The sequence below is a fragment of the Mucilaginibacter roseus genome, assembly GCF_021215455.1.
Lineage (GTDB): Bacteria > Bacteroidota > Bacteroidia > Sphingobacteriales > Sphingobacteriaceae > Mucilaginibacter > Mucilaginibacter roseus.
The window spans coordinates 572,904-597,841 of sequence record NZ_JAJPWV010000001.1; the positions used below are offsets into that span (position 1 = coordinate 572,904).

At 45.3% G+C, this 24,938-nt stretch carries 22 protein-coding genes; 17 read left to right on the forward strand and 5 right to left on the reverse strand.

What is annotated here, in order from left to right:
- Positions 1-330: 330 nt before the first annotated feature.
- The 3 genes from gltB (at position 331) to LT679_RS18725 (ending at position 6,933) form a co-directional block, all read left to right on the forward strand.
- On the forward strand, positions 331-4,854 hold the full coding sequence (gene gltB, locus LT679_RS02535) for a glutamate synthase large subunit (RefSeq protein WP_232175351.1): 4,524 nt from the start codon (positions 331-333) through the stop codon (positions 4,852-4,854).
- Positions 4,855-4,861: 7 nt separating this feature from the next.
- Positions 4,862-6,346, forward strand: coding sequence for a glutamate synthase subunit beta (locus LT679_RS02540; protein WP_232175352.1), 1,485 nt, complete (start codon positions 4,862-4,864; stop codon positions 6,344-6,346).
- A 410-nt stretch (positions 6,347-6,756) separates the two neighbouring features.
- A complete protein-coding gene (locus LT679_RS18725) occupies positions 6,757-6,933 on the forward strand; it encodes a YcxB family protein (protein ID WP_394800133.1) in 177 nt (58 codons plus the stop codon).
- A 156-nt stretch (positions 6,934-7,089) separates the two neighbouring features.
- On the opposite strand, the gene LT679_RS02545 is transcribed toward LT679_RS18725, so the two are convergent.
- The 3 genes from LT679_RS02545 to LT679_RS02555 form a co-directional block, all read right to left on the reverse strand.
- The gene (locus LT679_RS02545; RefSeq protein WP_232175353.1) at positions 7,090-8,259 is read right to left on the reverse strand and encodes an MFS transporter; all 1,170 of its coding nucleotides are present in this window, start codon (positions 8,257-8,259) and stop codon (positions 7,090-7,092) included.
- Positions 8,260-8,369: 110 nt separating this feature from the next.
- On the reverse strand, positions 8,370-9,029 hold the full coding sequence (locus tag LT679_RS02550; protein ID WP_232175354.1) for a YdeI/OmpD-associated family protein: 660 nt from the start codon (positions 9,027-9,029) through the stop codon (positions 8,370-8,372).
- Complete coding sequence (locus tag LT679_RS02555) at positions 9,026-9,559, reverse strand: RNA methyltransferase (protein ID WP_232175355.1); 534 nt, start codon at positions 9,557-9,559, stop codon at positions 9,026-9,028. The genes LT679_RS02550 and LT679_RS02555 overlap by 4 nt, the downstream gene beginning before the upstream one ends.
- Before the next feature lie 100 nt (positions 9,560-9,659).
- Between LT679_RS02555 and LT679_RS02560 the strand changes: the two genes are divergently transcribed.
- The 13 genes from LT679_RS02560 to LT679_RS02620 all read left to right on the forward strand — a co-directional run bounded on the left by LT679_RS02560 (position 9,660) and on the right by LT679_RS02620 (position 21,899).
- Positions 9,660-9,950: a YciI family protein gene (locus tag LT679_RS02560; protein ID WP_232175356.1), complete on the forward strand. Its 291-nt coding sequence runs from the start codon at positions 9,660-9,662 to the stop codon at positions 9,948-9,950.
- Positions 9,951-9,981: 31 nt separating this feature from the next.
- A complete protein-coding gene (locus tag LT679_RS02565; protein WP_232175357.1) occupies positions 9,982-10,764 on the forward strand; it encodes an NIPSNAP family protein in 783 nt (260 codons plus the stop codon).
- Positions 10,765-10,937: 173 nt separating this feature from the next.
- Positions 10,938-11,576: an RNA polymerase sigma factor gene (locus LT679_RS02570; RefSeq protein WP_232175358.1), complete on the forward strand. Its 639-nt coding sequence runs from the start codon at positions 10,938-10,940 to the stop codon at positions 11,574-11,576.
- Complete coding sequence (locus LT679_RS02575) at positions 11,576-12,772, forward strand: PorT family protein (protein WP_232175359.1); 1,197 nt, start codon at positions 11,576-11,578, stop codon at positions 12,770-12,772. Before LT679_RS02570 ends, LT679_RS02575 begins: the two co-directional genes overlap by 1 nt.
- Positions 12,773-12,786: 14 nt before the next feature.
- Complete coding sequence (locus tag LT679_RS02580; RefSeq protein ID WP_232175360.1) at positions 12,787-13,350, forward strand: YceI family protein; 564 nt, start codon at positions 12,787-12,789, stop codon at positions 13,348-13,350.
- A 3-nt stretch (positions 13,351-13,353) separates the two neighbouring features.
- Positions 13,354-14,298 carry a DUF5777 family beta-barrel protein gene (locus LT679_RS02585; RefSeq protein WP_232175361.1) on the forward strand — a complete coding sequence of 315 codons (945 nt, stop codon included), beginning with the start codon at positions 13,354-13,356 and terminating at the stop codon, positions 14,296-14,298.
- Between the two features lie 4 nt (positions 14,299-14,302).
- Entirely contained in the window at positions 14,303-14,737 is a 435-nt protein-coding gene (locus LT679_RS02590) for a QcrA and Rieske domain-containing protein (protein WP_232175362.1), read from the forward strand.
- A 208-nt stretch (positions 14,738-14,945) separates the two neighbouring features.
- Positions 14,946-15,638: a TolC family protein gene (locus tag LT679_RS02595; RefSeq protein WP_232175363.1), complete on the forward strand. Its 693-nt coding sequence runs from the start codon at positions 14,946-14,948 to the stop codon at positions 15,636-15,638.
- Positions 15,639-17,795, forward strand: coding sequence for an exopolysaccharide transport family protein (locus tag LT679_RS02600; RefSeq protein WP_232175364.1), 2,157 nt, complete (start codon positions 15,639-15,641; stop codon positions 17,793-17,795).
- Between the two features lie 11 nt (positions 17,796-17,806).
- Positions 17,807-18,988 carry a glycosyltransferase gene (locus LT679_RS02605; RefSeq protein WP_232175365.1) on the forward strand — a complete coding sequence of 394 codons (1,182 nt, stop codon included), beginning with the start codon at positions 17,807-17,809 and terminating at the stop codon, positions 18,986-18,988.
- A gap of 1 nt (position 18,989) precedes the next feature.
- Complete coding sequence (locus LT679_RS02610; protein ID WP_232175366.1) at positions 18,990-19,139, forward strand: hypothetical protein; 150 nt, start codon at positions 18,990-18,992, stop codon at positions 19,137-19,139.
- A 9-nt stretch (positions 19,140-19,148) separates the two neighbouring features.
- The gene (locus tag LT679_RS02615) at positions 19,149-20,681 is read left to right on the forward strand and encodes an O-antigen ligase family protein (RefSeq protein ID WP_232175368.1); all 1,533 of its coding nucleotides are present in this window, start codon (positions 19,149-19,151) and stop codon (positions 20,679-20,681) included.
- A gap of 3 nt (positions 20,682-20,684) precedes the next feature.
- Entirely contained in the window at positions 20,685-21,899 is a 1,215-nt protein-coding gene (locus tag LT679_RS02620; RefSeq protein WP_232175370.1) for a glycosyltransferase, read from the forward strand.
- Here the strand turns inward: LT679_RS02620 and LT679_RS02625 are convergent.
- Entirely contained in the window at positions 21,896-22,666 is a 771-nt protein-coding gene (locus LT679_RS02625) for a glycosyltransferase family 2 protein (protein ID WP_232175372.1), read from the reverse strand. The two genes, LT679_RS02620 and LT679_RS02625, sit on opposite strands and share 4 nt — an antisense overlap.
- Positions 22,667-22,671: 5 nt before the next feature.
- Positions 22,672-23,466 carry a glycosyltransferase gene (locus tag LT679_RS02630; protein ID WP_232175374.1) on the reverse strand — a complete coding sequence of 265 codons (795 nt, stop codon included), beginning with the start codon at positions 23,464-23,466 and terminating at the stop codon, positions 22,672-22,674.
- A gap of 125 nt (positions 23,467-23,591) precedes the next feature.
- On the opposite strand from LT679_RS02630, the gene LT679_RS02635 reads away from it, so the two are divergent.
- A complete protein-coding gene (locus LT679_RS02635) occupies positions 23,592-24,929 on the forward strand; it encodes an oligosaccharide flippase family protein (protein ID WP_232175375.1) in 1,338 nt (445 codons plus the stop codon).
- The last annotated feature ends 9 nt before the right edge of the window (positions 24,930-24,938 follow it).

The window sequence follows — 24,938 nt, forward strand, 5'->3', positions numbered from 1 at the left end:
TTTGCAAAATTAGCAATTCTAAAATTTTAACTGACCCAATAAAGCATCAGCAATTTTGCTGTAAGCGGTATAAACCTGCCATCAGGTAGAGATAATCGGAATACTATATTACGATATTCTAATTTTCAAAATTAAATTCTGATTTTAGAATGATTCTATATTCGCTTAAATATGTAATAAATAATAGTTTTCATTAAAAAATTATTAAATTAACATCATATTATCTTGGCTATATTAAGAAAGTCGCAAAAATATTGCGCTTATTTTTAGTGTTTGTCAATTTAATTATCTTCGTAATTACACCCTAATTGAAACGGTTTAATTTTTATTATGAATCAAACTGATAGCCACCAGGGCCTTTACCGGCCTGAATTTGAACACGACTCGTGCGGAACCGGATTTATAACTAATATAAACGGCCATAAGGAGCACAGGATAGTAAGCGACGCGCTTACCATGCTGGAGAATATGGAGCACCGCGGCGCCTGCGGATGCGATCCGGAATCGGGCGATGGTGCCGGTATACTGATACAGTTACCGCACGAATTATTGATGGAAGAGTGCTCAAACCTCGAGATCAGTCTGCCTGAACCGGGAGAGTACGGTGTGGGTATGATCTTTTTCCCGAAAGACTCAACCCTGAAAAAAGCCTGCCGTACCATTATTGATAAAGCGGTTGAAAAGCTGGGCCTGCATAAGCTGGGTTACCGTAAGTTGACTACCGATAACAGCGTTATTGGAGAAACCGCCCGCAGTGCAGAACCGGATGTAGAGCAAATTTTTGTGGCGAAGCCGCACCATATTTTAAATATTGATGATTTTGAGCGTAAACTTTATGTGCTGCGCCGCTATATTAATAAATCGGTAACCGAACAGTTTCCGAAAGCTGCCGATGCTTTTTACTTTACCTCGTTTTCGGCTAAAACTATTATTTACAAGGGCCAGTTAACTACTTACCAGTTGCGTAAGTATTTCTCTGATCTGTCTGATCCGCGTGTGGCCTCGGGCTTTGCTTTGATCCACTCACGTTTCTCAACCAATACCTTCCCGTCATGGAAGCTGGCGCAGCCGTTCCGCCTGATAGCGCACAACGGTGAGATCAACACCCTGACCGGTAACCTGAACTGGTTCTACTCAGGCCTGCAATCGCTGGCATCATCATACTTTACAAATGAGGAGATGGAGATGCTGTTGCCGGTTATTGATAATAATCAGTCTGACTCGGCTTGCCTGGACAATATTATCGAGATATTGCTGCACACCGGCCGCTCATTGCCACATGTAATGATGATGCTGATACCTGAGGCATGGGATGGTAACGAGCAGATGGACCCGATCAAAAAGGCGTTCTATGAGTATCACGCTACACTGATGGAGCCATGGGATGGCCCGGCTGCTATCAGCTTTACTGATGGTAAACTGGTAGGTGCCGTGTTGGATCGTAATGGCTTACGCCCGCTGCGTTACGCCATCACCAGCGATGGCAGGGTGGTAGCCGGTTCAGAAGCAGGTGTACTGATCATTGATGAAAGTACCATTGTTAAAAAGGGCCGCTTACAGCCAGGTAAGATGTTCCTGATCGATACCGAGAAAGGCAAGATCATCACCGATGAAGAGATAAAGCACCAGGTAGCATCGCGCCAGCCTTATGGCCGCTGGTTGGAAAACTATAAGATACGCTTGCATGAACTCACCGAGCCTCGTTTAGCTTTCGCTTCATTAAGTGCCGATTCGGTTTACCGTTACCAAAAGGTATTCGGTTATACACGTGAGGATACTGATCTGATCATCAAATCAATGGCGCTGGACGGCAAGGAGCCTATCGGCTCAATGGGTACCGATGTGCCTTTGGCTATATTGTCTGACAAGCCTCAGCACCTGTCGAGCTACTTTAAGCAGTTCTTTGCGCAGGTAACCAACCCGCCTATCGACCCGATCCGCGAGCGTTTGGTAATGAGCCTTGCTACCTTTATAGGTAACAATGGCAACCTGCTGGACGAAGATAAAATGCATTGCCACTGCGTAATGCTTAAGCATCCGATATTAAAGAACCATCAGTTGGAAAAACTGCGTAGTATTGATACCGGTTTGTTCCATGCTAAAACACTGCAAACGTACTTTAAGGCTGACGGTCTGCCGGGTTCGCTGGAAAAGGGTATAGCCAGGCTTTGCCGCTACGCGGAGGACGCTGTTGATGATGGTTTTGAGGTATTGATCCTGTCAGACCGTGCCGTGGATTCAGAGCACGCCCCAATCCCGTCATTGTTAGCGGTATCAGCCGTGCATCACCACCTGATCAAAAAAGGCCGTCGTGGCGCGGTAGGTATTGTGGTTGAAAGTGGCGATGTTTGGGAAGTACACCACTTTGCCTGTTTGCTGGCATTCGGTGCAACGGCAATTAACCCGTACCTGGCCCTGTCAACCATCGAAACCATGATGGAAAGCGGCAGCCTGGAAACCAGCCTTGATCTGCGCCAGTTGCATAAAAACTACGTAAAATCGGTTAATGATGGCTTGCTGAAGATATTCTCAAAAATGGGTATTTCCACGCTGCAATCATACCATGGTTCGCAGGTGTTTGAAATATTGGGTATAAACCAGGATGTGGTTGACAATTACTTTGTTGGCGCCGTTAGCCGCATAGGTGGTTTAGGCTTGGATGAAATAGCCCGCGAGTCGCTTACCAAGCACCGCGCAGGTTTCAATATCAATAAAGAAGATAACGCTCACTTGCTGCCCGAAGGTGGTATATACCAGTGGAAACGCAGGGGCGAAGCGCACTTGTTTAACCCGCAAACGGTTCACCTGTTGCAGCATGCTACCCGTACCAACAATTACGACGTATATAAAAACTATTCCAAGCTGATCAACGAGCAGGGCGAAAAGCATTACACCATCCGTGGTTTGTTTGATTTTGCCCACCACCGCGAACCAATCAGTATTGACGAGGTTGAACCGGCAGAAAGCATACTGAAGCGTTTTGCAACAGGCGCCATGTCGTTCGGTTCCATCTCTCACGAGGCACACAGCACGCTGGCCATTGCCATGAACCGCATCGGCGGTAAAAGTAATACCGGCGAAGGTGGCGAGGATGAAATGCGTTACGAGAAGCTGCCAAACGGCGACTCTATGCGCTCCGCAATTAAACAAGTAGCGTCGGCACGTTTCGGGGTAACGTCAAACTACCTTACCAATGCTGACGAATTACAGATAAAAATGGCGCAGGGTGCAAAACCGGGCGAGGGTGGCCAGCTACCGGGCCATAAGGTTGACGACTGGATTGCTAAAACCCGCCACTCAACACCGGGCGTGGGTTTGATCTCGCCGCCGCCGCACCACGATATTTATTCTATTGAGGATTTGGCGCAGTTGATATTCGATTTAAAGAATGCTAACCGTGCCGCGCGTATTAATGTTAAACTGGTATCAAAAGCCGGTGTGGGTACTATTGCCGCGGGTGTGGCTAAAGCCCACGCCGATGTTATACTGGTTGCAGGTTATGACGGCGGTACCGGTGCATCACCAATAAGCTCCATCAAGCACGCCGGTTTACCGTGGGAGCTCGGCTTGAGCGAGGCGCACCAAACACTGGTACGCAACAAACTGCGCAGTCGTGTAGTTCTGCAAACGGATGGTCAGCTAAAAACCGGACGTGATATTGCCATAGCTACCCTTTTGGGTGCCGAGGAGTGGGGCGTAGCCACTGCTGCTTTGGTTGCAGGCGGTTGTATCATGATGCGTAAATGTCATTTAAATACCTGCCCGGTAGGTGTAGCCACGCAAGATCCGGAACTGCGCAAACTGTTCTCTGGCGATCCGGAGCATGTGGTTAACCTTTTCAAATTCCTGGTACAGGAGTTCCGCGAGGTAATGGCCGAGTTAGGTTTCCGTACCGTTAACGAGATGGTTGGCCGTGTACAGTTCCTGAAAGTAAAAGATAATGTGAAGAGCTGGAAAGCCCGTACCATTGACCTGTCAGGCATCCTGCACCCGGTAACCAACGCTAAAGGCGCTACCCTGTACAACAGCGAAAGCCAGGATCATGGCATGAGCAACATTATCGATTGGAAATTGCTTGAAGCAGCTAAACCGGCATTAGAGGATAAAACCCCGGTTTACGCGTCATTCAACGTAGTTAACGTTGACCGTACCATCGGTACCATGCTGTCAAACGAAATATCTAAAGTGTACGGTTCAGTAGGTTTACCAGCCAATACCATCAACTTTAAGTTTAAAGGCTCGGCCGGACAAAGCTTTGGCGCGTTCGCTACCAAAGGCGTGTCGTTTGAGCTGGAAGGCGAGGCTAACGATTATGTGGGCAAAGGCCTTTCGGGCGCTCAACTGGCTATCTATCCGGCAGCTAACGCTACGTTTAAGCCGTCAGAGAATATCATCATCGGTAACGTGGCCTTGTATGGTGCCACTTCGGGTGAGTTGTTTGTAGGCGGTATGGCCGGCGAGCGTTTCGCGGTGCGTAACTCAGGTGCTACCACGGTAGTTGAAGGCGTGGGCGATCACGGTTGTGAGTACATGACTGGTGGCCGTGCGCTGATACTGGGTTCAACAGGCCGCAACTTCGCGGCAGGTATGAGCGGCGGTTTAGCCTGGGTGTACAATCCGGAGAATGACTTTGCCGAAAAATGTAACACCGAAATGGTTGATCTTGACCCGCTATCAGTTACTGATGAAGAAGAGATACTGACCTTACTGCGCAAGCACATACAGCTAACCGGCAGCAAGCTGGCACAAGGATTACTGGATAACTGGAACGAGGTATCAACCCAGTTTGTAAAGGTTTATCCAAAAGAGTACAAAAGAGTTATCGAACAATCACAATATCAAACTACAGCATAATTATACGATGGGAAAACCAACAGGATTTCAGGAATTTAACAGGGAGCTTCCCGCTAAAACACCCGTTGCCGAACGTGTTAAAAATTATAACGAGTTTGTAGGATTGTATAGCGATGAAAAGCTGAACCAGCAATCGGCACGCTGCATGAACTGCGGTATCCCGTTTTGCCACTCAGGTTGTCCGCTGGGCAACATTATCCCTGAATTTAACGATGCCGTTTACCGTAAAAATTGGGAAGAGGCATATAACATTTTATCATCAACCAATAATTTTCCGGAGTTTACCGGTCGGATATGCCCGGCTCCGTGCGAGTCGGCCTGCGTGCTGGGTATCAACAAACCGGCCGTAGCTATTGAGGAGATTGAGAAACATATCATCGAGATAGCCTACTCTAAAAATCTGGTTAAGCCTACCGCACCGCTTATTAAAACCGGTAAAACGGTGGCGGTTGTAGGTTCTGGTCCGGCGGGTTTGGCTGCTGCGGCTCAACTGGCAAAGGCCGGCCATAGTGTAACTGTTTTTGAGCGCGACGACCGTGCAGGTGGTTTATTACGTTATGGTATTCCGGATTTTAAACTGGAAAAATGGGTGATAGATCGCCGTGTAAAGGTGATGGAAGACGACGGCGTAGTGTTTAAATACAATACCGAGGTTGGTAAAGATATTGCCGCTGATGAAATAGTGCGCAGCTTTGACGCCGTTGTTTTAGCCGGTGGTTCAACCATTCCGCGCGATTTAAAAATCCCTGGCCGTGAGTTGAAAGGCATTCACTTCGCTATGGACTTTTTGAAACAACAGAACAAACGTGTTGGCGATAGCCCTTTCACTGCCGAGGATATTTTAGCTACCGATAAAGATGTAATCGTTATTGGTGGTGGCGATACCGGGTCAGATTGTGTGGGTACATCAAACCGCCAGGGCGCGCGCTCAATTAAGCAGTTTGAGGTAATGTTCAAGCCTGCTGATTCACGCCCGAGCAGCACGCCATGGCCAAGTTTCCCTGGCCCGGCAGTGTTAAAGATCACCAGCTCGCACGAGGAAGGTGCCGACCGTTACTGGAGCATCAACACCAAGGAATTTTTAGGTGATGAAAATGGTAACCTGCGCGCCGTAAAAGTGGTTGACCTTGAATGGGAAGTTGACTTTTTAGACCGCCCGGTTAAGTTTACCGAGGTTGCCGGTACTGAACGTGAGCTGCCTTGCCAACGTGTGTTCCTGGCCATGGGTTTCGTACATCCGCAATTTGAGGGTGCCCTTGAAACTTTAGGTGTTGAGCTTGACGAACGCAAGAATGTTAAGGCTACTGAAGGCGTTTACCGTACTAACGTGAGCAAGGTATTTGCCGCAGGCGATATGCGCCGCGGTCAATCGCTGGTAGTATGGGCAATATCTGAAGGCCGTGAAGCTGCACGTAAGGTTGATGAATTCCTGATGGGGCACTCTATACTGGAAAGCAAAGATGGCGTTAACGAGTTTGAACAGGCTTATTAGTCATCGGGCATGGTCATTAGTCATTGTGGACGGTGATAAATGAAATAAATCCTAATAATATGAGTATGGCCGGGTGCGCAAAACGCCCGGCTTTTTTTGTCGTTATAATACAATTTAGGACTAAAGCGTTTATTTAAGGTGAAAATTTCAACTCAGATAACCGAACGTGAATTCATTCAACTGCAATATCTGCTGTCGTACCGACGGCCTACAGCCATATTTGTAACAGTATTTGGCGCTTAAATGCTAATGGCTGCAATAGCGCAATCATTGACAAGTTTTACGGAGATTGATCTGAGTATTGGGTATATACTGGGCGGTTATTTGCTGTTGAGAGCCGTGTTGATTTATTTTTTCTCAAAACGTAATTATAACAGCAACGCACTGATCAGGGAGCGGTATATGTATGAATTTTTACCTGGCAAAATTTTTATAAGATAATCGAGCATAGAAATTGGTTTCTGCTGTATCAAAGCACTAATCTGGCTAACATGATACCCAAAACGCAATTAAGCCAGCAACAAATCAACGAAATACGATGGCTGTTGCAAAATGTGCCTGTGAAGAATAAGAAGTTGAAGAAATAAGTTAGAAGGGAGTTGTACTTTACTTATTAGTTCTACAACGCCGTCATTTAGAGTGATAGCGAGAAATTTGCACGCGTTCAAAACCCTTATTATATCGTCCCTAAAGTAGGACCTTTCTTTTTTTTAGCCCTCCCTTTGGGAGGGTTGGGTGGGTTTTCACTGCTTTAACTTTGAAGATAGCAAAGTAACCGTCAACCCCATCACGGCAATAATAGTGTATGATACCCTTAAATTAGTTGCCGCTGCCGCAAAACCTATAATAGGCGGCCCTAACAGAAAGCCTAAGAAACCGACAGTTGATACCGCCGCCAATGCCACCCCTGCGGAAATGGTGGTTGATTTACCGGCTTCGCCGTACACAAGTGGTATGATGGATGATACTCCAAAACCAACAATAAAAAAGCCCGCTATGGCAGTATATAAGTGAGGGAATATAACTGAAAGCAACAATCCTGCGGCTATTAAACTACCGCTTATCTGCAGCATGGTTTTCATGCCGAAACGAGCCGTAAACCAATCGGCTACAAAGCGCCCGCCAGCCATGGTACACATGTAAGCCGTATACCCGGCGCCAATCCACGCTTTTTCGGCGTGTACAATTTCTTTAAAGTAGATGCCGCCCCAATCAACCATGGCACCCTCGCACATCAGGCCTGAAAAAGCGATTACGCCCAATAGCATCAATGCCTTATCGGGTTTGGCAAATACAGGCTGATCAACTGCTACCGTGCCCTCATCTTTAATAACAAAGCCCGAGCTGATAGCCGCTATTACCAACGCCGCCGAAGTAATTATTACGTAGTGCCAAAATGGGATCAATCCGAATCCTATCATCATGGTACCGATTGATGCACCGGTAAAACCCGCCAGGCTCCACAAGCCATGGAATGAGGCCATTATTGGCTTACGGTACATGGCCTCAACCTGTACAGCCTGGGTATTCACCGCGATGTTTACCATATTGCCGCTGAAGCCAAACGCAAACAGGCCGCCCAATAAAGCATATACAGATGGAGAAAGGCCTATAACAACCAGTGTTAAAGCATATACTACCGTAGCTGCCAATACTATTTTACGGCTGCCGAACTTTGCGGTGAACCAGCCTGAAAAAGGTAAGGCTACCATCAAACCTGCCGGTAGGGCTAAAAGCAACCCGCCAACTTCGGCTTCATTGAGATGGAATTTTTGCTGAAATGTAGGTATACGTGAGGCCCAGCTGGCAAAACATAAACCTTGCGTAAAAAATAACGCGCTTACTGCAACCCTGTGCGCAAGGCGCGACACACTTTTTACCGGGGCGTTAACTGTTATAGCTATATCGTTCATCTCCAATCCAAAATATAATGCAAAATTACAAATTTTAATTGGTGTAAATAATACACTAACTTGTTGCTTTTATAATATTACAAAACGATGAATAGCGATATTGATCCGGTTTATTTATCTCCGGGATGCTTTTTATTATCGAGCAGCATTTGCAGCATTTTGGTAACGCGCGCTTCCCTCGTTTTTTCCTGTTTGGCGCTTACTATCCAAACTACATATTCCTTTTTGTGCGTATACGCTAATTTGTTAAAGTATTCTATAGCTGCGGGATGTGCACTTAATGTTTGCTGTACATCCAAGGGCAGTGTTACTAATCTTTTTTCGGTATCGATGTACTGCGCGTAATTGTTTTGCGGAATGGCATCGTTTCTGGAGGCGGATCTGTTCACTAAAGATTCCGGTTTAAATCTAAGGGCAGTCCAGGTTTTATCAATCGCCGCGGAGGTTACCGGTCGCAAACAATAATTTGCCATCACATCCCAACTGCCCATTATTTCCAGATCGGTGCTGATATTGCTGGTTTTCTTTGGGAATATAATCCACAGTAATGTTTGTGGTTGTAGTTTTTGAGATAAGATGCCAATATCACGGATTAATTCAGCATTGCTCTTTACAAATAATTGAATGCCGTGGAAGCTTTCATTCAAATCATAGTTAATCATGATCTCCTCATCGGCATCAAAAATTGTAAGATAATCATCCGGCGCATTAAGCAACACCCAGCGCTGTCCGGCTTTCATCTGTAATTTTTTGGCGAGTGAACTGATCATGCTTTGCTAAGCTTACTAAAAAAATCCCAAAGTACAATACCTGCCGATACCACTATATTGAACGAATGCTTGGTGCCAAACTGTGGTATTTCAATACAAGCATCAATCTCCTGCATTACTTTGTCGCTCACACCATTCACCTCATTGCCGAATATCAGCGCATACTTTTCGACAGGGTTGGGTTGGTAAGTGTCCAGCATCAGGCTGTTTTCAGCCTGTTCAATCGCGATTATTTTATAGCCCTCGCCGCGCAATTTTTGTACGGCTTCAAGCGGTGTTTGATAATATTCCCAGTCCATTGAGGTGGTGGCGCCAAGCGCGGTTTTCTCAATCTCACGGTGAGGCGGGCAGGCGGTTATTCCGCACAGCACAACTTTTTCTACCGCGAAGCCATCAGATGTACGAAATATGGAGCCGATGTTGTGCATGCTTCTCACGTTATCTAATACTACGGCTACGGGTAGCTTTTCCTGTTCTTTAAACTCATCTACTGTGGCCCGGTTCAGCTCATCAAGCTTTAATTTACGCATGGCCAAAGTTATCAAATCAGCCTGTATAAACAATATTTAGCGGTTGAGGTTCACTTGCACATCAGCCTAAACATAGCTACATTGCGCAAAATTATCTGCCATGAAACAGTATCTTCTCACTGCGTTCGACCACACAGACGCTGAAGCCCTGCAACGCCGTTTAAACGCAAGGCCACATCACCTCGAATTAGTGAAAAGGTTGAAAGCATCAGGTAACTTTGTTGTCGGCGGCGCGATGCTTAATGATGAAGGTAACATGATCGGTTCAACCATGATCGTTCAGTTTGAGAGCGATGAGCAACTGGAGCAATGGAAACAAAACGACCCTTACGTAACGGGCAAAGTTTGGGACAGGATAGAGGTAAGGCCTTTTAAAGTGGCCGACGTATAACTAAATTAAACACACCAATTTTATAATAATTATGATGTCTGTTAATAAAATAAAGTCTGCACTGACTTTTATATTTATAATCACCCTGGCTTTTACTGCGGGTGCTAAGGATGGCAGCTATTACCAGCTCAAAGTGTATCATTACAAAACAGAAGCGCAGTTTAATCAGCTGAATACTTATTTGCAGCAAGCTTATGTACCTGCTCTGCATCGCCATGGTATAAAAAAGGTAGGGGTGTTTGCCACATTACCAACTGACACAGCCGACAAGCGCGTTTACGTTTTCATCCCTATGAAGGGGCTAAACAAGCTGGAAGAGCTGGAGCATGAACTTTCTGCCGATCAGCGTTACCTGGCTGATGGCGCTGCTTACCTGAATGCGCCTTACAATACCGCGCCTTATGCCCGCATTGAAAATATACTGCTTAAAGCCTTTTTAGGCATGCCCGGTGCGGAAGTGCCTTCGCTAAAATCGCCAAAGGCCGAGCGTATTTACGAATTGCGCAGCTATGAAAGCGCTACCGAAAAGTACCATCAAAACAAGGTTGACATGTTTAACATTGGCGATGAGATAGCCCTGTTTAAACGTCTTGATTTTAATGCGGTTTTCTATTCTCAGGTACTATCGGGCGGAAGGATGCCTAACCTGATGTACATGACGGCCTTTAACAACAAGCAGGACCGCGACAGACACTGGGATGCGTTTAGCGCCGATCCGCAGTGGAAGATATTATCGGGCAAGCCGGAGTATAAAAATAATGTGTCGCGTAACGAGATCGTATTTGTTAAGCCGATGGATTATTCTGATTTTTAGTGCATTAGCATCTATTCAAAAAAATAAAATAATTTTCTGCCGGCAGGCAACCCTTGCCCCAACTCTGGCGTAATTGCTTATAAATAAGTTAAAATAAACGGCATGTTTATATTGGCTTAAGCAGTTACATGCTATTTTTAAAGTAATTAATAGGACCGGCCCCCACCCGATCTATGGCAGAAAAAGACTTAAAGGAGCTTATTGAAGGCTGCATTCGGCAAAACCGGCAATGCCAAAAGCAACTGTATAAAAATTTTTACAGTTACGCTATGGCCATTTGCCTGCGCTATGCTAATGACCGGGATGAAGCCGCAGGTATCATGAACCAGGGATTCTTTAAGGTATTTAAATACCTGAAGAACTATGATGAGAACCGTCCATTTAAAATATGGCTCGGTAAGATCATGACCAATACGGCTATTGATAGTTACCGGGCTGCGGCGCGCATGGTAGCGGTTGATGAGCTGGACAAGGCAGAACATGTAAGCGATGTTGAAATGGCGGATAAGCGCTTAAATTATAATGATTTACTGAGTATGATACAGCGTTTACCGCGTGCCTATCGCCTGGTGTTCAACCTGTTTGCGGTAGAGGGATATTCACACGAGGAGATTGCTGACATGCTGCAGATCAGTACGGGCGCGTCAAAGTCAAACCTGCACAAGGCGAGGCAAAAACTAAAGATGATGATAACCGAGGCAGATAGACGCGATGCCGGTAATTATGGAGCAGGGGCAGGTTACGCGCCCATAGTGGCTATAAACGGTATGCGTTTGAATACGAATTATATACTCAACAATTTTTTAAGGTGATGGATCAGGAGAGAGATAAAGAATTGGATGAGTTGTTCCGTAAGGCTATGCAAAATCCTGATGAAATTAATTTTCGTGAGGATGACTGGAGCCGAATGGAAGAAATGCTGGACAGGCGGCGAAAACCACTCATTATGTGGATGCGCGTTGCCGGCGGTATTGCGGCAATGCTGCTCATTGCTTTATGCATGTGGTGGCTATTGCCGGACAAACATAAAAATGAACAACAAAACACAGCCAGGGTGAAACATAACAAGCCGATGCCAGATGAACGAGAGAAAAGCGAAGCGCCCTTGGTTGAGCTTAATGGAGACAGCGTAGCCGGATTGTCTGTACGTGGGGGGACTGCAGCAGGAACACAACACCGTAGGGAAAGTTCTTATCCGGCTGCCGCTCCATTTAAGCAAATAGCTGAATCAGTTAATACTGCGGATACCGCTGAAGTATCTCAAAATACGGACGAACTTGCATCAAGTAACGGTAACCGTTCGCAGTTTCCGGGAGTGGATACAGCGGAGCAGGCCAGTGTCATAGCGGTTAATAATCCGGATACTGTTGTAGCTGAGCAAGTGGAAAAGAAAAATAACGTTACCAAGCCTGCCCGGATGGATAAAAAACCGGTGTTCGCGGTGAGCGTACTTGCCGCCCCCGATGTAAACGGTATAGGCTCATTTGGAGAGGGTAAGATGGGGCTTAACGCCGGTGTTTTATTAAGCATGAAGCTGGGCAGCAGGTTAACTGTAACTACCGGCGCGGCTTATTCATACAAGCCTTACGCTACCAACTTTAGTAACTACCGCACTGCTTACAGGTTTGATGTGAACCCTACGCGTGTAATGGCCGATTGCCGGGTGCTTGATATACCGCTTAATATAGATTATATGGTATACTCAAAAAGGCAAAACAGCATGAGTTTTGGCGCAGGTTTATCATCATGGTTTATGCTGAACGAAAAATACACCTTTACTTACCCGGGTAATTTTGGTGGCCCGCAATCATACAGTGTATCAAATCAAAATCAACATATTCTGGGTGTGCTTAACCTCCAGGCCACGTACCACAGGCAACTGAATAACAAGGTTGGTGTCGCGATACAACCTTTTATGAAAGTGCCGCTAACCGATATAGGGTACAGCCAGGTGCGGTTACGGAGTTTGGGTATAGCCGCCGGATTAACATGGAACTTGAGCCCATGACAAACTAAGAAAACATGAAACATTTATTGATTTTACTTGCCCTGACAAGCAGTTTGCTTGGTCAGCAGGCTACTCCTGCGCTTTATGTTAGCAAAAATGCGGCTATTACACTGTACTCCAACGCTCCGATGGAAGACATTGAAGGTGCCTCTACCGATGGTAAATCAGTTTACAACGCTTCAACCGGTGAGTTGGCTTTTAACGTAGCTATCCGCTCATTCAAGTTCCAGAAATCATTAATGCAGGAGCATTTTAATGAGAACTATATGGAGAGCGACAAATATCCGCAGGCATCCTTTAAAGGTACTATAGCTGAAAAGCCTGATGTTACGGTGAACGGCAGCTACCCGGTAACCGCTACTGGCGTACTTGAGGTGCATGGGGTAAAGCAGCAGCGCACCATTAAAGGCAAAATCAATGTAAACAATGGCAAAGTAACCATGACCTCGGAATTTATGGTGAAATGCGCCGACCATAAGATTGAGATACCAAAGCTGGTATTTCAAAAAATAGCCGAAACACTTAAGATCACGGTTACGGCCAACTACACGGCATACAACAAAAACCCCACAAAATAGATCATGAAGAAAGTATGTATTGCATTGGTGCTGCTGTTTGCGGGCCAAACACTGCGGGCACAAACGGACACATCGTCGGCAGACGCGGTAATGTCATCATTAACAGCCGAGGAGAAGCCGGAAGATGTTATTGCCAGCTTTAAGGCCACCCGGTTAATTTTTTCGCAAACTACCGAAACGGTTAAAAAGCACAACCTTAACTTTTTAGTTACCCACCGCTTTGGCGACATTGCCGGGAGTGAGGGCGGCGGATCAACCTTGTTCGGCCTGGATAACTCAAGCGATATATTTATCGGGTTTGAATACGGCCTTACTGATAACCTGGACCTGCAGTTTGGCCGTAGCAAGTACGAACAGTTGATTGAGGCGGGCTTCAAATACGCTGTCCTGCATCAAAAAGCGGATGGCAGTATGCCATTCTCATTAGCCCTGGCCGGTAAAATGGGCCTTAAACCGTATAGTGTAAATACCGATGTTTTTGACGATTACACCAATCGCATCAACTACATGGCGCAGGCCATCATCGCGCGTAAGTTCTCGTCAAAACTCTCGGTGCTGATATCGCCAACATTTGTGCGTAACAACCTGCCTTTTCCATTTATTGATGGTAACGAGAAGGATTACGTAGCTATAAGCGCCGCCGCACGCTATAAAATAACCAAGCGTTTTGGGCTGGTGGTTGATTACGCACATCCGTTTTCATCATTCCGCAATAACAGCACCAACCCCAAATTCTACGATCCGCTGGGCGTAGGCTTTGAGGTAGAGACAGGCGGCCACGTATTTACGCTCAACTTCTCAAACGCAAAGGCAATTTCTGAAATGAATTATTTAAGCGATACTGAATCGAGCTGGGGTAAAGGCCAGTACCGCCTGGGTTTCACCATATCGCGCATGTTTGACCTCGGACCAAAACATAATAAAAACAAAAAACAATCAAATTATTAACGCAATGGAAAGAAAAGAATTTTTATCGAAACTGGGCATCGGCTTTGCCGCGGTTTGTGTAGGTTGTGGCGTTGCCGCCTGCGGCAGCTCAAAAAGTAACGATCCTACGCCGGATGACAACAATAACAACAACGGCGACTTGTTCACGGTAAATCTTGCCAACGAGCTTACTACAGTAGGGCAGTCAAAAGTATCAAATGGCGTTATCGTGGTGCGCACTGCTGCGGGTAATTCGGCCAGTTCGTTTACCGCTGTGCAGGTGGCATGTACGCACCAGGGTACCTCCATAAACTACAATAATGCGCAAGGCCGCTTTATTTGCCCTAACCATGGCAGCCAGTTCAGCACTTCGGGAGCGGTATTGGTTGGCCCGGCAACCGCGGCGCTTAAGGAGTATAAAGTTGCAGTTAACGGCAGTACATTAACTATATCGGCATAAGTTATTCTGATAAGTTTTAAGCTATACAGCCTGTACCTAAAGTAGGTACAGGCTTTTTGCTTTATGGATAGCTTTATACCAAACCAAAATGGAATTTAAACGTATATAAGAACTGAAAAAAAGCTCAGTCACAACTTTGTTGTATTTTTCAGCGATATTTACCGATCAAGGTATATATTGCCGTCAAATTACTCTTAAAACTCTTTTAATGAAAATACAGGTACTATCGGTATTTATTTTTCTGTTTCTGATTTTACATAAGCAATCGGCTTATGCGCAGGAAAGTATAGTACAGGATATATCAGAAGTGTACGTAGATAAACTGGTGAATGTTGCCAGGCAAAACTATCCGCGTGTTAAAAGTTTTCAGAGCAGGGTTGATGTAGCCAAAGCCAACGTGTCGATAGCTTCGGTGTCCATATTTGATGCATTGAGCCTTTCCTATATTTACCAGCCCGAAAATGTCACGGTGGTTGATCCTTCAAATCCGGGTACACGCTTTTTTCAGGGTTTACAGCTTGGGGTATTTATTAACCTGGGTACTATACTGCGTACGCCCATGAACATTAAACGGGCCAAAGCAGAACGCCGCGTTGCCGAGAGCGAACGTGATGAATATCAGCTTACGCTGGCTGCCGAAGTTAAACGCCGTTATTACCTGTATATACAGCGCGTAGGGCAGCTAAAAACGCAAACCCGCGCCTGGCAGGAATCAGAGAACGGAATAAAGGATATTGAGTATCGTTACAAAAAAGGCGAGGCTACGTTTGAAACATTTAATACCGCGCAGGTACAGCTTACCCAGCGCCGTACGCAAAAAATAGAGGCAGAGGCCAACGTGTTCATCTCAAAGGCTGATTTGGAAGAAATGTTAGGAGATAAGCTGGAAAACATAAAATAAATGGAATTCGGTAAATTTATTAAACTACTGCTTAGGCATAAATACACCCTTATAGCCGTACCTGTTATTGCAGTGGTTATAACTTATTTTTTAGTACGCAACCTGCCTGATGTTTACACTTCAACCTCGCAACTGGCAACCGGTATAGTTGACCCAACACAACAGGTTTTAAGTACCGAGCAACCGCAGGAATCAAAAATAAGCCAGGAATTCAGCAACCTGGTACAGATGCTGCGCTCAACTAAGATATTGGATCAGGTATCGTACCAGTTGATATTGCATGACCTTACGAGCGACAAACCGTTTCGTAAACCCAGCGAACTGCTGGAAGACCTGAACCCCGACGCGCGTAAACATGCTGTACAGGTTTATCGTGACCTTTATCAGAAAAGACAAGGGCTTTCACTGTTTGACCGCGACCAGAATGGCTTGAATAAAGTGATTGAATCCATGCGGTATGATGATCAATCATTACTTAAAACACTGAGCATTTACCGCCTGGAAAGCAGCGACTTTATTAATATCCAATTCGATGCCGAAAACCCGGAACTAACCGCTTTTGTGGTGAACGCATTATGCAGGGAGTTTATCAATTACTATACTTTTATAGTTAAAGAAAACCAGCGCAAGGCAGCCACTTTCTTAGGTAAATTATTACAGGATAAGCAGGATTCGCTGCGTGGGCTTAATGATTCGCTCAAGCAATACAAAATCCGCAACCGGGTATTCAGCCTTACCGAGCAGGCACGCAGTTTATATGGCCAGCTTGCCGATTACGAAACCCGCCGCCAGGAGAACGAAAAGGATGTAGCCTCAACCCGCGCGGCCATCAGGCGGATAGACCAGAGCTTTGATCCGGCAGACCGCCAGTATGTAGAAAGCTCCATGACCCGCGTAAACGCGCAGATAACCGAGCTTGACAAGCAATTAAACGCGGCTAATAACGCTTACATCGAAAATAATTTCGATCCGGCCTATAAAGGCAGGGTTGACTCTTTGACCAATGTAATTGCCTCTAAAATTCGTCAATCGTCAGATAAATACATACTTAACCCGCTTTCAGCTAAGCAGGAGCTGGTAAATACCAAGCAAACGCTGCAAACGGCTAACGTGGTTGCTAAAAACAGCAAAGGCTCAATTGACAAGGAACTCGGGCGATTAAACCGTCGTTTTGATAACCTGGTACCTCACGAGGCGGTTATCGGCTCGTACGAGAAAGCTATAGATATTGCCCAGGAAGAATACCTTACATTGCTTGCCAAATACAATCAGGTAAGCATGGAAGCCAGCATGTCGGTAACCTTACGCCAAGTGGTAGCGGCTATGCCGGGTGTTGCGCAGCCATCGAAAAAAATGCTGCTGGTTATATTGGCGGGTGTAGGCTCTTTCGCGGTATGTGTAGTAATATTGTTCGCAATTTTCTTTTTGGATAACACCGTAAAAACGGCCAAAGAACTGGCTAACCGCACCAAGATACCGGTATTGGGTTATTTAAATTTGCTGGATAACAAGGTGATTGATTTCCGCAAGCTTTGGGAAAGTAACGATCCGGATAAAAAAGTACGCACTTTTAAAAACCTATTGCGATCGTTACGATACGAGATAGACAACGACATGCAGGGCGAAAAAATATTGCTGATAAACAGCTTTAAAGCCAACGAGGGTAAAACTGTAGTGGCCGTTAGCTTGGCTTATTCTCAAGCGGTAATAAACAAACGCGTGTTGTTGATTGATGGTAACTTTGAGGATTCGGGTATTACAAAGGCGACTAAAGCGGCGCTGTACCTGGAAGATTATTTGACGGGTAAAGCTAATCCGGCTGCTGACAACACCGGCATGCTAACTGTTTGGGGTAACCGCGGCGGTGACGTATCATTATTTGAGGTTGCGCCTGAACACGAGGTTAAGCAGAAGCTGGAAGCCTTAAAAAATAACTTCGACCTGATCGTGGTAGAGGCGTCTGCGCTCGACACGTTGAACCGCTCGAAAGAATGGGTAAGCGTGGCTGATAAGATACTAACGGTATTTGAGGCCGGTCAAAACTTAACTGAGGCACAAAAACCAAACATTCAATATCTCAAATCCGTAAGAAACAAATTTATGGGTTGGGTACTTAACAAAGTGACGAATGTTGATGTAGCTGAAGGTAAGGCGTAACAATAAAATTTATGGCGGTTGTAAATATACTTTGGGTTACTGTTCAGGTTGTAATTGGTTATAACCTCGTGTTGCCGTTCATCCTTTATCTGTGTTCGCTAACCTCACGCAAAAAGCTGTATCCCTCGTCTATCAATGACGCTGACTATGCCATTATCGTAACCGCTTATGAGCAAACATCATCGTTACCTGCGGTGGTAAACTCTATATTGCGGGTTAATTATAGCAACTACCTGGTGTATGTAGTGGCTGATAAGTGTGATATCAGCAACCTGCATTTTGATGATGAACGCGTTATCATATTGCGACCACCTGAAACTTTAGCTAATAATATCAAATCGCACTTTTACGCAATCAATAACTTTCGCCGTCAGCACGATAGGGTAACTATTATTGATAGTGATAACCTTGTACACCCATCATATTTAAATGAGTTAAATAAGATGTTTGATGCCGGTTTCCTGGCCGTGCAGGGTGTTCGCGAAGCTAAAAATCTGGATACAACCTACGCGCGTTTAGATGCCGCCCGAGATATTTATTATCATTATTACGATGGCAAGCTGCTGTTTAATTTAGGTTCATCAGCCACGTTGGCAGGCTCAGGCATGGCATTCACCACGCAGCTGTACCGCGATTGCCTGGAGCGTAAGGAAATCTCAGGCGCGGGTTTTGACAAAGTTTTGCAGGCCGAAATTGTAGGCCGCAACCTGCGCATCGCTTTTACTGAGAGTGCTATAGTTTACGATGAAAAAACCACCCGGTCAGACCAATTGGTGAAACAACGTTCACGCTGGATCAATACCTGGTTTAAATATTTTGGCTTTGGCTTTAGCATGATAGGTAAGGGTATAGGCAATGCCAGCCGTAACCAGCTGTTATTCGGATTAATATTGTTAAGGCCGCCACTATTTATCTTCCTGTTGCTTGGTGGGCTGTTTATGTTTATTAATTTATTTATCAGCATTACGGTAGCATTTACATGGCTGGTTGCTTTTTTGTTGTTTGTTTTGGGCTTTTATATTGCCCTGGCGAAATCACCTACTGATAAGCGTATTTACCAGTCGTTGGTCAACATTCCCAAATTTATTTTTTATCAAGTGTTATCGCTAACCAAAGCGCGTAAAGCCAATCAGCATTCCGTGGCAACGCAGCATTATCATACCGGCGAGAACGATACGACAGGAGAGCCGTAATATGCGTATTGATCCGGCTGAAGAAATTGTACACAGCGACCGCTTTAAACGCCGCTACCAGCGCAAGGTAAACCGTATTGCGCGTATAGTTGCCATCGCCTTAGCCGCGGTTAGCACTTATGCGTTGATTTTTAAGATCGTATTTTTATAAAGATAACCTTTGGAACAAATTCAGCTCGAAATAGACAATACCGTACGCGCCGGCAATCCGGGGCGAGGTTTGTTTGGTGCGCTGAAAAAAACCTTATTTATTGATAAGCTTAACAACAAGGGGGGGATTATTATACTTGCTTTATTAGCATTGGCGTTTGGTGCAGGGGTGGCCAAGTTCGGTATAATATTTAGCGTATTGGTTTTTGGGGCTATTGTGGCCACATGGGTAATGGCCGGTATTATAGCATCCATAAATTTCGGTATTGTGGTTGTAATTGTGATGGCCTTTATGCTTTTTATGCTGATGCGGATCGGCGTGTCGGGCCCCGTGGGTATATTGATGGATGCGCTGCAGGTTATACTGATGATCAGCACGCTGGTGCGCCTGAAGCGTGAAGACAACTGGGAACTAATGCGCGGACCGGTGAGCACGGTGGTGCTGATATGGATAGGCTACAATGTACTGCAATTTGTTAACCCGGCAGCCGAATCGCGCTTGGCCTGGGTATATACTATACGTACCGTAGCAATTGTGTTGTTTAGTTATTTTGTATTCGTTTACAACATCCGCACGGTAAACATGCTGCGTATTGCTATTAAAGTTTGGCTGTTGCTTGCATTAATAGGCGCTTTGTATGCCTACAAACAGGAGTATATCGGTTTTTCGGCGGCAGAGGATGCCTACCTGCACTCTGACCCTGAAATAGCATCCTTATTATTCATCGGCGGGCATTGGCGTAAGTTTTCCATTTTCTCTGATCCTGTGGCATTTGCCTATAACATGGTGATGCCAAGCATCATTTGCATCTGCATATTAGCAGGTAAATTTAAGCTTTGGCAAAAAGTTATAGCAGGTTTAATGGTTTGCATGTATCTGCAATCTATGCTGTTTTCGGGTACGCGTGGCGCTAACGTGCTTTTACCTGCTGCAATGGTATTATTTGCCATACTGAATTTTAATAAAAAAGTATTGATTTTTGCCATAATGGGCGCGGTATTTTTGGTGGTGCTTATTAACATACCCACCAGCAACCCTAATATCATGCGTTTTCAAACAGCGTTCCGGCCTAATAACGACGACTCTTACAACCTGCGTAAAATGAACCAGAAGCGTATTCAGCCCTTTATACAATCGCACCCGTTTGGTGGCGGCTTGGGCGCTACCGGTACGTGGGGTAAGCGGTTCGCGCCGGGGTCGTACCTGGCAAATTTTCCGCCGGACAGCGGTTATATCCGTACTGCAGTGGAGCTGGGCTGGGTGGGGCTTATCATTTTTTGCACCATGGTGTTCATTATCGTAAAAACAGGCATTAATTATTTTTACAGGATAAAAGACCCCGAGCTTCGCAGCTATTGTTTGGCTATGACGTTGGTTGTTTTCGCCTACAACATCGCTAACTTCCCGCAGGAGGCATTGGTGCAGTATCCTTCAAATCTGCTGTTCCCGCTGGCTGCTGCACTCATAACGGTAAGTTACCGGCTGGACAGGCAAAAACAGAAAGGTGACAACATTGCGGAACCTGTTTCCGTAAAATATTGATACATGAGCATAAGCGACAGCATACAAAACGGTGATATTGTTATTGTAGGGCAGCAACCCTGGGATGTTGAGATAGGCAGTAATTGCAAAAATCTGGCCCTTGAGTTCAGCAAGCACAACCGGGTGCTGTATGTCAACTCGCCGCTTGATCGTATCACCCTGTACAAACAAAAGCACGATCCGAAAGTGCAGAAGCGCATTGATGTGATCAACGGCAAAACAGAAGGGTTGGTTACACTACAGGATAACCTATGGAACCTTTATCCCGACCAAATGATCGAGTCCATTAACTGGGTGCGTGGCAACTTTATTTACGACGTACTAAATAAGATCAATAACAGGCGCTTTGCAGCATCCATCAGCAAGGCAATAAAGCGTTTGGGTTTTAAGGACGTCATTTTGTTTAATGACAACGATATGTTCCGTAGCTTTTACCTCAAAGAGCTATTGCAGCCCGATGTAAGCATTTACTACTCGCGCGATTACATGCTGTATGTGGATTACTGGAAACGCCACGGCGAACGTATTGAACCTTTAATCATCAAAAAAAGCGATTTGTGTGTGGCTAACTCCACTTACCTGGCCAGTTATTGCGGCAGGTATAATCCCAACTCTTTTTACGTAGGGCAGGGTTGTGATCTGGAGATGTTTACTAACCAAACCGGTCTGCCTGTTCCTGATGATTTGAAAAACATCGCAAAACCGATTATCGGTTACGTCGGCGCGCTGCAGAGCATCAGGCTTGATATTGATTTGCTAGCCCATATTGCCAACACCAAACCCGATTGGAGCATTGTTTTAGTTGGCCCGGAGGACAACGAGTTCCAGGCCAGCAGTCTCCACGGCATCCCTAACATCCATTTTTTAGGGCCGAAACCGGGTACCATGCTTCCAGCTTATATTAATGCTTTTGATGTATGCCTCAATCCGCAAAAAGTAAACCAGGTAACGATAGGGAACTATCCGCGTAAAATTGATGAATATTTAGCAATGGGTAAACCCACGGTAGCTACCCGGACAGAGGCCATGAGTGTTTTTGAGCAGCACACTTATTTGTGCGATACCAAAGAGGATTACGTGAATGCAATCCAAAAGGCTTTAGCCAAAGATTCGCCCCAGAAGCAACAGGAGCGGGTTGCCTTCGCGTCAACCCATACCTGGGAAAATAACGTGAAAGAAATTTATAAGGCCATTAATACGGTAAAAGCCGGCAATTAATCGCGCTTGGTTTTAAAGGTTGCCAAGTCGTAATTGTGTTTGATGTTGCGATAGATCATCCGTGCGAACGCGATAAAGGGATTGGTGCTCTGCCTGAAATCGCTGCGAGTCATGGTTGATGGTTCGTCATCCGGGTTAACCTGGTCAAACAAACCTTTAAAGTCTTCGTAAAAAATAGCTTTCCCTTTATTTTTCAGGAACGACATCGCCATCAGGAATTCTGTACGGTCGCCTTTTATACCCTCTGCATAGCGCCCGAATTTGTTGAAAAAAGAGGTACGGCGAAGGTGCGGGTGATCGCTATATACGTGGAATTTGCGGTATCCGGGTTTCCAAACGCTGAACATCATCTCTGAAAAGCCTTTTCGCAATGGTTTTAAGTAAGGATACTTGAAGTAGGCATAAAAGCGGGCCATATCCAGATCAGGGCGCTCGTTTAACAGATCAAGCGCATCCTGCAGGTGTTCGGCATAACCCGGAAACGGATCAAAATCTTCCTGAACATACAGTGTGTATGGAGTAGTTACCGCATCCTGCCCCTTATTTATATTGTTACCCAAGCCCCGGTTTTTTGGCGTTGTGATTAGCCGGAAATTATAAGTAACGGCAAGTTCCCGCAAACGGTCGAGATGCTCCGGGCGGCTGCCGTCGTCAGATACTACGATATCCGCAAAGTTGATGTTTTGGTTAGCAAAGGCCTGCAACAAACGCTGTAGCGATTGGCTGCGGTTATAATGCGTTACAAGCAGGGTAATAGTATTAAACATACGGGCTATACTTTCTTAAATAACACATCATAAGTCCACTTCAATAACTTGAATTGCAGGTATACTGCCCTGGCGGCAAGCGCAAGCGGGTTTTTACTTTCGCGCCACGAAGCACGGTTCATGGTGCTCGGCTCGTCCGACGAATTTTTTTGATAAAACAAGTCGGTGAAGCGATCAAAGAATATGCCTTTGCCCTTATTTTGTATAAATGATAATGCCATACGGTATTCGGTCAAATCACCTTTAATTCCTTCAGGGTAACGGCCAAATTTTTGCAAAAAGTTACTTCGCCGCAAATGAGGGTGATCGCTGTAAACGTAAAATTTAAGGTGATTGTTTTTTAACGGCGATGCAGAAAATTTCATTTCCGAAAAGCCCTTGTTATACGGTTTGGTGTAAGGGTATTTAAAGTAGGCGTAAAAGCGCGCTATATCCAATGCCGGTTCGGTCTCAAAAAAATGCAGGGCATCTTTAAAGTGCGTGGCAAATATTTCTTTTGGCTCAAAATCCTCCTGAACGTATAGGGTATAAGGTGTTTGCACGGCGTCCTGTCCTTTATTAATGTTATTACCCAAGCCCCGGTTTTTCGGTGTGGTAACCAGGCGATAATTATAATCGGGCTGCATGGCTACCAGTTTTTCAAGATGCTCGGGGCGGCTGCCATCGTCAGATACCACAATGTCGCCAAAAGTTATGCCCTGGGCTTTGAAAGCGTCAAGCAAACGTTCCAGCGAGCGGCTGCGGTTGTAGTGGGTAACCAGCAAGGTAACATCCTTAAAATGCAAATCAGCAGTAGTCATACAATCTTTTACGCAATTTATAACGTATAAGGTTTATAATTGCTTTGTTTATTTTTATAAGCTAATATGCAATAAAAACATGTTTTACCAATAGGTGTTTTACAACCACTGTATATCAACCATTCATGCTAAACAAACTACTGGCCGTTATTAAAAATAAGCATTTCCTGTCGCTGGCAGGCAACATTATCATGTCTGGCCTGGGTATGCTTACAACAGCCATCATTTACCGCTCACTTACACTTGCCGAGGTTGGTATATGGGTTATTTTTCAAACAACTATCCTTTTTGTTGATACCTTTCGTTCAGGTTTCCTTACAACGGCCTTTATTAAATTTTATGCAGGCGCCACACCCGAACGTGCCGCCGAAGTGGTAGGCTCAACCTGGTATATTGCCTTAGGCATAACCGGTACGTTGATTTTACTTAACCTGCCGGTATTGTTTTTTATGGAGTATATTCAGGATGGGGGGTATATTCTGTTTCTCAAGTACTTTGGGTTGACTTATATTTTATCATTGCCTTGGTTTATAGCGAGTTGTGTGCTGCAAGGCGAGCAGCGGTTTGACCGGCTGTTATATGTGCGCTTTGTTAACCAGGGTAGCTTTATATTAATTGTTGTATTGTTGCTGATATTTGGTAAAGCCAGCCTGCTCACCGTGTTATATGCTTACCTGGCATCGCACGGCATAACCAGTCTGTATACGCTGCTTATGCGTTGGACGAGGTTAAATACCCTGGGTAAGCGCACCAAAGAAACCACGCTTACCATATTTAACTTTGGTAAATTCAGCGTGGGTACAACGCTCAGTTCAAACATGTTCCGCCTGTCTGACGTGGCCATTATTAATCATTTTTTGGGCGCTGCACCCGTGGCGATATACAACCTTGGCCAAACGCTTATGCAACTGGTAGAGATACCCTTACGCAGCTTTGCTGCCACGGGTATGCCATCGCTGTCAGCCGCTTATAATCAAAACAGCCGCAGCGAGGTGATCTATATCATGAAAAAGTACATCGGCCTGATTACCGTAGTGCTTATACCTGCCGCTATTGTTGCCGTGTTGCTTGCCGATGTGCCTATTTACTTAATAGGTGGTGGTAAGTATGTAGGTACTGAGGCCGCAAACGTTTTCCGCCTGTTTATGACCTTTGCTTTGCTTTACCCGGCCGATCGTTTTTTCGCGCTTACGCTGGATGTGATACACAAGCCCAAGATTAATTTTTACAAGGTACTGGCGATGCTCGCCGCCAACATCATTTTTGATATACTGGGCGTAATGCTGTTTAAGAGTATTTATGGTATAGCGATAGCCACCGTATTCCCAACGCTTATAGCTGTAATAGTAGGTTACATCGCCCTTAACCGTTATCATAAATTCCCTTTTTTGAGTGTTTATGAATTGGGCGTGAGCGAGGCTAAGATATATTTGACGCAGATAAAGCAAAAGATCAGGCGTTAATACCGTGAA